The organism is Acinetobacter sp. YH12023 (assembly GCF_013420135.1).
Lineage (GTDB): Bacteria > Pseudomonadota > Gammaproteobacteria > Pseudomonadales > Moraxellaceae > Acinetobacter > Acinetobacter amyesii.
Genome location: NZ_VOYU01000008.1, coordinates 172,137 through 182,515 on the forward strand (window position 1 = coordinate 172,137; position 10,379 = coordinate 182,515).

At 41.8% G+C, this 10,379-nt stretch carries 8 protein-coding genes; 4 read left to right on the forward strand and 4 right to left on the reverse strand.

Annotated features, from left to right (window positions below; genetic code table 11):
* Positions 1 to 57 precede the first annotated feature (57 nt).
* The 4 genes from FTT92_RS10645 (at position 58) to FTT92_RS10660 (ending at position 4,129) form a co-directional block, all read left to right on the forward strand.
* Complete coding sequence (locus FTT92_RS10645) at positions 58 to 1,083, forward strand: MBL fold metallo-hydrolase (protein ID WP_180172091.1); 1,026 nt, start codon at positions 58 to 60, stop codon at positions 1,081 to 1,083.
* 52 nt (positions 1,084 to 1,135) lie between these two features.
* The gene (dinB, locus tag FTT92_RS10650; RefSeq protein WP_180172092.1) at positions 1,136 to 2,191 is read left to right on the forward strand and encodes a DNA polymerase IV; all 1,056 of its coding nucleotides are present in this window, start codon (positions 1,136 to 1,138) and stop codon (positions 2,189 to 2,191) included.
* Between the two features lie 235 nt (positions 2,192 to 2,426).
* On the forward strand, positions 2,427 to 3,743 hold the full coding sequence (gene shiA, locus FTT92_RS10655; RefSeq protein WP_180172099.1) for a shikimate transporter: 1,317 nt from the start codon (positions 2,427 to 2,429) through the stop codon (positions 3,741 to 3,743).
* Between the two features lie 29 nt (positions 3,744 to 3,772).
* On the forward strand, positions 3,773 to 4,129 hold the full coding sequence (locus tag FTT92_RS10660; protein WP_180088829.1) for a RidA family protein: 357 nt from the start codon (positions 3,773 to 3,775) through the stop codon (positions 4,127 to 4,129).
* 63 nt (positions 4,130 to 4,192) lie between these two features.
* Here FTT92_RS10660 and FTT92_RS10665 read toward each other — a convergent pair whose 3' ends face one another.
* The 4 genes from FTT92_RS10665 to FTT92_RS10680 all read right to left on the reverse strand — a co-directional run bounded on the left by FTT92_RS10665 (position 4,193) and on the right by FTT92_RS10680 (position 10,155).
* Entirely contained in the window at positions 4,193 to 4,735 is a 543-nt protein-coding gene (locus tag FTT92_RS10665; protein ID WP_078189487.1) for a DUF2726 domain-containing protein, read from the reverse strand.
* Between the two features lie 434 nt (positions 4,736 to 5,169).
* Complete coding sequence (locus FTT92_RS10670) at positions 5,170 to 7,581, reverse strand: YgiQ family radical SAM protein (protein WP_078189552.1); 2,412 nt, start codon at positions 7,579 to 7,581, stop codon at positions 5,170 to 5,172.
* Positions 7,582 to 7,810: 229 nt separating this feature from the next.
* Positions 7,811 to 8,641, reverse strand: a complete 831-nt coding sequence (locus tag FTT92_RS10675; RefSeq protein WP_180172093.1) for a M48 family metallopeptidase — start codon at positions 8,639 to 8,641, stop codon at positions 7,811 to 7,813.
* 314 nt (positions 8,642 to 8,955) lie between these two features.
* Positions 8,956 to 10,155: an MFS transporter gene (locus FTT92_RS10680; protein WP_180172094.1), complete on the reverse strand. Its 1,200-nt coding sequence runs from the start codon at positions 10,153 to 10,155 to the stop codon at positions 8,956 to 8,958.
* Between the last annotated feature and the right edge of the window lie 224 nt (positions 10,156 to 10,379).

Below are 10,379 nucleotides of genomic sequence, written 5' to 3' on the forward strand. Positions count from 1 at the left end.
TATTCACCGACTCAGGACAACATCGAACAAAATAATCCATGAAAACTGAGTCGCAGGATGCGTATTTTAAAAATTTTTCTTATTATATTTTCAGTCTTTATAATCCTCGCCATCGGGATATTGGCATATTTGATCCAACCTTCAGGGACCTTGGCAGCGTTTAAAACGTGGCATTATCAACTTCCCACACAAAGCACTACAGATGCTCACTCAGCGGCACCCTATCACGTAAAATTCTTTGGTGTTTCGACTTTACTGTTTGACGATGGCCAAGAGCAAATCCTCATCGATGGCTTCTTTAGTCGGCCATCGCTCAGTCGAACCATATTCACTCAAATCCAAAGTGATCAGCCTTTATTACACAGCTATATCGACCAATACGACTTAAAACGCACTCGTGCTATTTTCGTGACTCATTCACATTATGATCATGCGCTTGATATTCCAATGTTGGCCCACCAGCTCCCCAAGGCCATGATTGTCGGCTCTAAAAGCACCTTAAATATCGCACAGGCAATGCCAATCGCTGAATCACAATTGCACGAAGTTCAAGCTTGGCAGCCGATGCAAATCGGTAAATTCACCATTACTGCGATCCCTTCACAGCATACTCCGCCAACGGCCGTTAATGATGATTTGGGGGAAGAAATTTCGCAGCCACTACAACTCCCTGCACATTTTAGCCAGTTTAAAGAAGGTGGATCATATGATTATCTCATCCAACATGGGCCGCATTACAGTTTAGTCAAAGCCAGTACGAGTGCTGTGCCCAAACAGTTGCAAGAACTAAAAGTCGATACTTTATTTTTAGGCATCGCTCAGCTTTCCAAGCAAACGACAGCGTTTCAACAGCAATATTTCAAAGAAACCTTAGCGACTCTTCAACCCAGTACCGTGATTCCAATTCATTGGGATAATTTTTTCAAACCACTGAATCCAGAGCTTGAATTTTTACCCCGCTTTGCCGATGACACCCCTCAAAGCCTAAATCTATTAATACAGTCAGTAGCAAATCAAAACACCAAGGTGATTTTACTCAGTCAACCTGTGTCGTTTGAGTTAAAAAATTCAGGAAAGCGCTAGATTGACTGTGCGATACTGAAATTCAATTTTTTAAGCACTGATCTAACTAGGCATGAGGAAAATCATACATATCGACATGGATGCATTCTTTGCATCAGTAGAGCTGCGGGAACGTCCAGAACTCAAGCAGCTTCCTGTTGTTGTGTCTTCACATCACCCTCGTGCAGTCATCTGTGCCGCATCCTATCCTGCACGTGAATTTGGTTTACGTTCTGCAATGTCGATGGCACAGGCCCGTAAACTCTGCCCACAGGTCGTGGTGATCGAACCTAATTTTGAAAAATATCGTGCTGTTTCGGCGCAAATTCATGCCATTTTTCAACGCTATACGTCGCTGATTGAGCCGCTATCTTTAGACGAAGCTTATTTGGACGTCACAGAAAATTTACAACACATTCCGAGCGCCACCGAAGTCGCTATGCGAATTCAGGCAGAGATTTTACAAAGCACTGGTTTAACTGCCTCCGCAGGTGTCGCGCCCAATAAATTTTTGGCTAAAGTCGCTTCTGATTGGAACAAACCCAATGGCATTTGTATTATCAAACCTTCACAAGTTCTGCATTTCATCCATGACTTGGCACTGAAAAAAATTCCTGGCGTGGGAAAAGTCACTCAAAAAAAATTAAAAGCCATGCAACTCAATACATTAGGTGATTTACAACAAATTGAAGAAGCCGTTCTGATTCATCATTTCGGTAAATATGGACGGCAACTCTATCTGTATGCACAAGGGATTGATGAACGACCGGTCCAATCTAGCCGCGAGCGTCAGCAGATTTCCAAAGAAACCACTTTTGATGATGATCTCACCCTGAACCAATGTCAGCCCTATTGGCCCAAACTGATTGACCAAGTTTGGTCTAGTTTAGAAAAAAAGCAGTTAAGCGCGCGCGGTGTATCGGCCAAATTAAAACTGAAGAATTTCCAAGTGCTACAGCACAGTAAAAGTTTTAAAACATCGCTGAATCAGCGTGAAGACCTTGCGCAGGTGTTGCAGCAACTACTTCATGAAATGCATATTTCTGAGGACGATCAATTTCGTCTGATTGGCGTAGGTGTCTATCAATTAAGTGCGCAAAACCAAGAAGCACAACTTTCGCTGCTCTAAAAACTTCAAGAAGATCGTATTTGCTTAAGATTTAGGCAGAAGAACAAAATTAAAGCAATTTGCTATTCACAAAGCCTAAAATTAGAGTACTCTATCAGCGCACTACATTATCCGTGTATGCGCTGAGATGCTGAAAATCACCTTTACTTTCAGCATGCTGTCCTGTGATTGGCGTGACGATCAAATCCGAATATTACAGGGCAACTCTGTTGTCAATCATGGAATACCCCGCTGTATGCCTTCTGCAAAAACTGCTCCAAATATTCAAAATATTTCACAAAATCAAGAACAACGTGCGCGTAAAGCCGCATTAAGTAGCTTCATTGGTGCCGTAGTCGATTGGTACGATTTTTTACTTTATGGCATTGTTGCCGCACTCATTTTCAAAGATCAGTTTTTCCCCAGTATTGGCAACAATATGGGAACCTTGGCAGCCTTGGCGACCTTTGGCGTTGGCTTCTTGTTCCGCCCCTTAGGCGGCATTGTGTTTGGACATTTTGGTGACAAGCTGGGTCGTAAGAAAATGTTGGTGCTCACCGTCATCCTGATGGGGATTTCGACGGTCGGCATTGGTTTATTACCCAATTTTGCGGCCATCGGTTGGTGGGCCCCGATCCTGCTCGTGACACTTCGGGCAATACAAGGTTTTGCGGTCGGTGGAGAATGGGGCGGCGCTGCCCTGATGGCCGTGGAAAATGCCCCGAAAGGCAAAAAAGCCTTTTACAGTAGTGGTGTACAAATTGGCTATGGCGTCGGACTCGTTCTGGCAACAGGCGCTGTGTCGTTGATTATTGCCACTTTGGGTGAAGATGCTTTTGCTGATTGGGCGTGGCGAATTCCCTTTATTGCCAGTATTGTCTTGCTGGCTATCGCAATGTGGATCCGACGTGATCAAGACGAATCTCAAGAATTCGTCGACAATGTGGTCAAAGCTAAGCAAACGCCACAAAAATTACCGATTCTGCAAGCGATTAGCCAACACCCCAAAGCCTTTTTCTACATTATTTCGCTGCGCCTGACCGAGTTACTCACCATGTATTTGGTGACGAACTTTGCACTGAATTATTCCACCGCTCAATTGGGCATGGACAAACAGTTCTTCCTCAATATCACCTTAATGGTTGGTGCAATTAGCTGCTTCAGCATTCCGCTCTTTGCGTGGCTAGCAGATCGATTTGATCATCGTAAAATGTGCGTGCTGGGTGGATTGATTGGTGCGCTTTCAGCTTTTCCCTTCTTCATGGCCCTTGATGCACAAAATACTTGGCTAATTATTGTCGGTGCAATTTTCCTTGCCAATATTGCCCATGATATGGTGGTGAGTGTACACCAGCCGATTTTTACATCCTTGTTTGGTACCGCCTATCGCTACAGTGGCGCAGGTGTCGGCTATCAAGTGGCCAGTATTATCGGTGGTGGCTTTACCCCAATGATTGCAGCAGCTTTGGTGATTTGGGGTGATGGTTCATGGCATTATGTGGCAATCTACCTTGCTGTCGGCTGTTTATTGACGGCCTTAGTTGCAGCTACAATGCCTAAAACTCAAGATTAAGAGACCTTTTTGCTTTCAGGATATTCCGCATGACCATCCAACGCCTGCATGTTTCAAAACGCTTTTCCGAAATCGCTATTTCTGGTCAATTGATCCATTTGGCAGGTCAATTGGCAACAGATCTTGATTTAGACATCAAAGGACAAACACAGCAAACATTTGAGATCATTGATCAATTCCTTGCAGATGCCGGCACAGATAAAAGCCAGATTATGTCAGTGACCATTTATCTTAAAGATATTGAACAGGATTATGCCGCATTTAATGAAGTATGGGATGCGTGGGTGTCAGACATTGAAGCATTACCCAGAACTTGTGTTGAAGCAAAATTATACGACCCACGTGTACGGGTAGAATTAACTGTCGTAGCCGTTAAGCCTGAATAACAATAAAAAAAGCATGTCTAAAGACATGCTTTTTTTTTGCAAAAGACTTTGCTCTTTGAATCCCTAAGATCCAATAATTTTGATCTTTTTACGTTCCAAATCTGAATATAAATGATATTTTTTCAGATCATTAACCGGTACAAATGGCGCTTGTACACGCTGCTCATTTAAGAAATCTTCGCGTAATTGAACGTACTCAGGCACATCATCATAACGAATGACCCGATAGCCTGCCAAAGCGAGCAAAGCATCTTGATATTGCGACTGCTGCATCCGTTTTAGCACCATCGGATCATCTAAAGCGACGATCGCCAAGATCTGATGCTGTTCATCTAAGACGACAAAGTCCGCCACCATATTTCGATACTTGTTCCGCGTACGATAATATTTCGTGGTCAACAGTGCATCAAAAGACACATGCGCGAGGATCGTATGCTTAGGCAAAATTTCTTTTAAACGCGTGTAGGTTAATTGCTCATTAATGTTGAAAATAGCACGTTGTTTCAATGCGCTATCTTGTTGCTTAGAATCACCTTCTAAACTTTTCCAAGCCATTATGAGCACACAGAAGAGTAAAATACTCCCTATTACTATGTATATAGTCATCTCATAATCCTTTATATTTCTTATATTTTTGGTTTTTGACATACTTCTTATGAAGACGAAGTATACAACCAGTATTATTTTTTTAATTTCCTATTAAAAAAAATAACTCTAACTTTCACACAATACGTATTTAAACTGACAAAAAGTTGCAAACTTAAAGCGTTAAACATCACATGCCACTTCGTTCAGAGTAATAGCATCCATTGCTATATACAAATACTTTAGATCATTCGCTAAAACGACAGCAAGTGCATTTCCTCTCACTGTCAGACAATTCCGATAAGCTGTCAAATTTTGCTCGTATTTCATTGAGATAACCGACACACATATGGCATTGAGCTTGTAACAGCATATAAAAATGCAAACTGTCTTATGCTGCCGAGCATAACACCCATAAAAAAAGACACCGAAGTGTCTTTTTTTATTTAATCATTTTAAGCGCGTGATTTAGGCTTCGATTTTCCTTTGGGTTTCGGACCGCCAAAAGGTTTTTTCGCATCACCCGTTTCACGCGGCGGCAGACCAGTATGCTGCGTCAAGATTTGACCGCGCTCAGGACGCTTCTTGGTATTTGAAGGACGCGATTGAGCAGCCTTCGTCCGATTACCTTGTTCGCCTGTACGTTTTTGTGAATCACCCGCAATGCTTGAGTTCTTTTTACGTGCAGATTGGTATTGGCCCTCAGCACTACCAGCCGGTTGATACGTCGGAATCAAATGCTGTTTTGAGTTGCCAATCAGATCCTGACGGCCCATTTCTTTGAGCGCTTCACGCAGCAATGGCCAGTTGTTTGGATCATGGTAGCGCAAGAAGGCTTTATGTAAACGGCGGCGTTTTTCACCTTTCACGATATCGACATTTTCGGTATAACGCGCCACTTTAGCCAGCGGGTTTTTACCGGTGTAATACATGGTTGTTGCAGTCGCCATTGGTGATGGATAGAAGGTTTGCACCTGATCGGCACGGAAACCATTCTTCTTCAGCCAAATCGCCAAGTTCATCATGTCATAGTCCGTCGTACCCGGATGCGCTGCAATAAAGTAAGGAATGAGATACTGCTCTTTCCCTGCTTCCTTACTGAAACGATCAAACATTTGTTTGAAACGGTCATAGGTCCCGATCCCCGGTTTCATCATCTTCGATAATGGACCTTTTTCGGTATGTTCAGGCGCAATCTTCAAGTAACCGCCGACGTGATGTGTCACCAATTCTTTGACATATTCTGGGTTTAACACCGCAAGGTCATAGCGTAAACCGGAACCGATCAGAATCTTTTTAATCCCCGGCAATGAACGTGCTTTACGGTATAACTGCGTTAAAGGTGCATGATCGGTGTGCAAGTTTTGACATACACCCGGGAATACACACGACGGCTTACGGCAGTTCTTTTCAATCTCAGGATCTTTACATGCCAAACGGTACATATTGGCCGTTGGGCCGCCTAAGTCAGAAATGATCCCAGTAAAGCCCGGTGCGGTATCACGAATTTTTTCAACTTCACGCAAAATCGATTCTTCAGAACGGTTTTGGATGATACGCCCTTCATGCTCTGTAATTGAGCAGAAGGTACAGCCGCCAAAACAGCCGCGCATAATGTTCACAGAGAACTTAATCATGTCAAAGGCAGGAAAACGCGCTTCACCATAAGCTGGATGCGGCAGACGTGCATATGGCAAGTCAAACACATAATCCATTTCTTCTGTAGTCAATGGAATCGGCGGCGCATTCAGCCAAACATCACGTTCACCATGCTTTTGCACCATCGCGCGCGCATTGCCTGGATTGGTTTCCAAATGCAAAATACGGTTGGCATGTGCATACAGCACAGGATCATTCGCCACATCTTCATAGGCAGGTAAACGAATCACCGCCAATTCACGCGGCGGCAATTTATGCTTAATGGCTTTTGATGCAGGCTGCAGCTGCACGATTTGCGTATCGGCGTCTAAGTTATCGCCTTCACGGACAATCGGATTTGCTACCGCTTCTTTTTGGAAGCCTTGATATTGCGTAACGCTGTCTTTGCCTTTTTCGATTTCACAGCCTTCAAGGTCTTCGGTCATTACATAAGGGTTAATGATCGGATCGACACGGCCAATTGCATCGACATCATTCGAAGCAATTTCAACAAACTTCGCTTTTGAAGCCCGGTTATTTTTATTCACAATAAATGCGGTACCGCGGACATCCGTAATCTCTTGGATTTTTTCACCGCGGGCCAAACGATGCATGATTTCCGTGATTGAACGTTCACCATTACCATACATCAATAGGTCGGCTTTCGAGTCCATCAATACTGAACGGCGGACTTTATCTGACCAATAATCATAATGCGCAATACGGCGCAGCGAGGCTTCAATACCGCCCAATAATACAGGCACATCTGGATATGCTTCACGCACACGCTGGCAATATACCGTTGCTGCACGGTCTGGACGTTTATTCGGTTGATTATCTGGAGAATACGCATCATCCGAACGGATTTTACGGTCTGCCGTATAGCGGTTAATCATCGAATCCATATTGCCGGCTGTTACGCCCCAAGCAATATTCGGTTTACCCAATACACGGAACGCTTCTACATTGGTCCAGTCTGGCTGAGCAATAATCCCGACACGGAAACCCTGCGCTTCAAGGGTTCGACCGATGATGCCTGAACAGAATGACGGATGATCGATATACGCATCACCGCAAACCAAAATAAAGTCGCAGCTGTCCCAACCGAGTTGATCCATTTCTTCGCGTGACATCGGCAAAAATGGCGCAGGGTCAAAACAAGACGCCCAATATTTGTCGTAATCAAACAACGCTTTTGGCGCAGTCTGCATAGTATAAGCAGTAGACATGGCTAGCAATTCTCGGCTGGCAGATGGAATGATCTGAAAAAAGATCAAAGAAGATGAAAGCCGATCATTTTACCATGAATTCCATTCATCATGCTTGATTATAATTTATACAACAGCTACAGAATCATTGAATTGTTTTATATAGACATCAGATGTAATCGTGCTGTAGCACGACTATAAAACAAGATTTAAATAAATCATTTGTAACTTTGCTTTAGTTTAAATCAACCTAGAATGTGCCATGAGTTATCGCATTTTTATTCAACATTAAAGCCTGCGCCTGTTGAAATTGAATGTGCATTTCAGGTAAATATTTTTCAATATAAATCTTACGCTTATCTATGCTGTCTTGAGTCATTAATGGTTTTACATCAAGCATTTGACGGCGTGTCGTTTCCTGCTGATATTTCTGCCAAAAACTCAATGCTGCATTTGGATCAAAGCCAGCTTTCGACATCAGATCAAGTGCAAGGACATCTGCTTCTAGTTCAAATTTTGAAACTTTAGGCAAAAAAACAGCTTGCCCAGTCACACTACTGGCCGCAGTAGCAAGCGCACCGATACCCGCAGTTGAAGAAATCATCGCCACCTGACTTGCAAACAGCAAGGAAATCTTCTCACGATGATGATCACGCAATGCATGTGCCATTTCATGCGCCATCACAAATGCCAATTCATCTTCAGTCAGCTTTAAACTCCAATACAAACCCGTGTTAATGACAATTTTCCCACTTGGAAAACCATGTGCATTTAAATCTTTATTGAGATTCCCACTGACTTGCCAATCCCATTGACTCGAACCATGACGGTAAAACTCCGCATTTTGCTTGAGTTTATTTAAAACCTGATCCAATTTCGGATCAATGATCAAAAGTTGTTTGTCTTTCGCTTGATGAATAAATTGTTGATACGATCTATCCGCCTGTTTAGTTAATAACTTTTGAGGAACGATAAAAAACTGTTTTCGCTCTGCGCCTGCAGTCCCTAAATTCGTGGTACTTGTACAAGCTGAGATTAAGATAAAAACCAAAGCCATCATTAAAATAGTTATATTTTTCATAATCGCCTTAATTTTAATACCAATATTGATCTATATATAATTCTATCTAAAAACAAATGCAAAAATATTCAAAAAAAACAAATAATTCACATTTATCATATATTTATTATTTTTCAAACTTTTAAAAATGATAACCAAAAATAATTTATTTATAATATTGTGATGCATTTCATTATTATGAGGCACCTTTTAAAAGGCATATTAGACCAAAGTTGTATAATCATAAAAATAGTAAACTTAGCCATTTTTATAGCGTTATTTATATTAAAAATAGATGTAAAACGAATATTTAATAATAGCTTATTCACATATTTCTATCTTAATTTATTCAATTGTATTGCTAAAAATAAACCAATCATCAAGATAACAGCAATAAAGCTCGTCAACCCAATCCAACCAGAAATTTCCCAAACCAAACCACTACTGCTACCCAAAATACTAGAACCTAAGTAATAGCAAAATAAATATAAAGATGAACCTACGGCACGGTATTGCAGGGATTGAACTGATACCCAACTACTTGCCGTGGAATGCGCTGCAAAAAAAGCAAAAGTGAATACAATCAGCCCCCAAATGACTGACCAAAATGCCGGAATGAGCATGATCAACAGCCCCAACAACATCATGATCAGCATCGAAGGTAAAACTTTTGCCCGGCCAAAGCGTTTCCCCCAACTTGCAGCCCGAGGTGAACTATATATTCCTGCCAAATATGCTATGGAGATTAGTCCAATCCATGTTTGAGAAAGTTGATAAGGTTCTTCTAATAGGTGGTAGCTCATATAGTTAAATATAGAGACAAAACATCCCATGAGGATAAAGCCTTGAAGGAATAAAATTCTCAGCTTTGGATCTGCTAAATTTTTAACGAAAGATTCATAAAATCGGTTGAAACGAATGGGATAAGCTTGAAAATGTTGAGATGCCGGAAGTAATAAAAAGAACGCTGTGGCTATACAGAGATTAATGATACCGATAATCATCATGGCATTTTGCCAACTAATATAGTCAATCAATACCCCTGCAATGAGACGACCACCCATTCCGCCTATTGCGGTACCTGAAATATACAGGCCCATTGCAAAGCCTATATCTTTTTGCGCAATTTCTTCACCTATATAAGTCATTGCAACTGCAGCAACCCCACTCACACTTAATCCGATCAGCACGCGATTCAATAAAAATATTTCCCAAAGCGGAAATATGGAACTGATAATTGAAAGTGACGCCGCCAAAAATAAAGCAGTGACCATCACAGGCTTGCGGCCGAATCGATCTGAAATCAAACCGGTGAAAAGTAAACCTATCGCTAAAGCAATAGTAGAAAAAGATAAAGGGAAACTGCTATGTGTCGGACTGACATGAAAGAAATCCGCAAAAATGGGCATCATTGGTTGTACACAATACAACGATGAAAAAATTGCGAAGCCTGCTAAAAATAAAGAAAATAAAATGGCAAGAAATGGCCGTGTGCCATATTCAATATAAGGAGAATTTGAGGCTAAATCAGACATGAGCTTTCCATCAATGACACGGATAGTATACGCCTTTCAGTCTTTAATTTATAAATCACATGAAATGAATAATGAATTCTTTCTTTTTTTCTCACTACTTCTTTCCCTTTTCTCCGCACATAAAAAAACACCCCCTGCACGAGTCAGGGGGTGTTTAGAATAATGAGCTGGCGATGACTTACTCTCACATGGGTAACCCCACACTACCATCAGCGCTAAGAGGT

Excerpts from the sequence above, each read along its gene's own strand:
- FTT92_RS10645 (WP_180172091.1), top strand. The coding sequence starts at position 58 with ATGCGTATTTTAAAAATTTTTCTTATTATATTTTCAGTCTTTATAATC.
- dinB (WP_180172092.1), top strand. The coding sequence starts at position 1,136 with ATGAGGAAAATCATACATATCGACATGGATGCATTCTTTGCATCAGTA.
- shiA (WP_180172099.1), top strand. The coding sequence starts at position 2,427 with ATGCCTTCTGCAAAAACTGCTCCAAATATTCAAAATATTTCACAAAAT.
- FTT92_RS10660 (WP_180088829.1), top strand. The coding sequence starts at position 3,773 with ATGACCATCCAACGCCTGCATGTTTCAAAACGCTTTTCCGAAATCGCT.
- FTT92_RS10665 (WP_078189487.1), bottom strand. The coding sequence starts at position 4,735 with ATGACTATATACATAGTAATAGGGAGTATTTTACTCTTCTGTGTGCTC.
- FTT92_RS10670 (WP_078189552.1), bottom strand. The coding sequence starts at position 7,581 with ATGTCTACTGCTTATACTATGCAGACTGCGCCAAAAGCGTTGTTTGAT.
- FTT92_RS10675 (WP_180172093.1), bottom strand. The coding sequence starts at position 8,641 with ATGAAAAATATAACTATTTTAATGATGGCTTTGGTTTTTATCTTAATC.
- FTT92_RS10680 (WP_180172094.1), bottom strand. The coding sequence starts at position 10,155 with ATGTCTGATTTAGCCTCAAATTCTCCTTATATTGAATATGGCACACGG.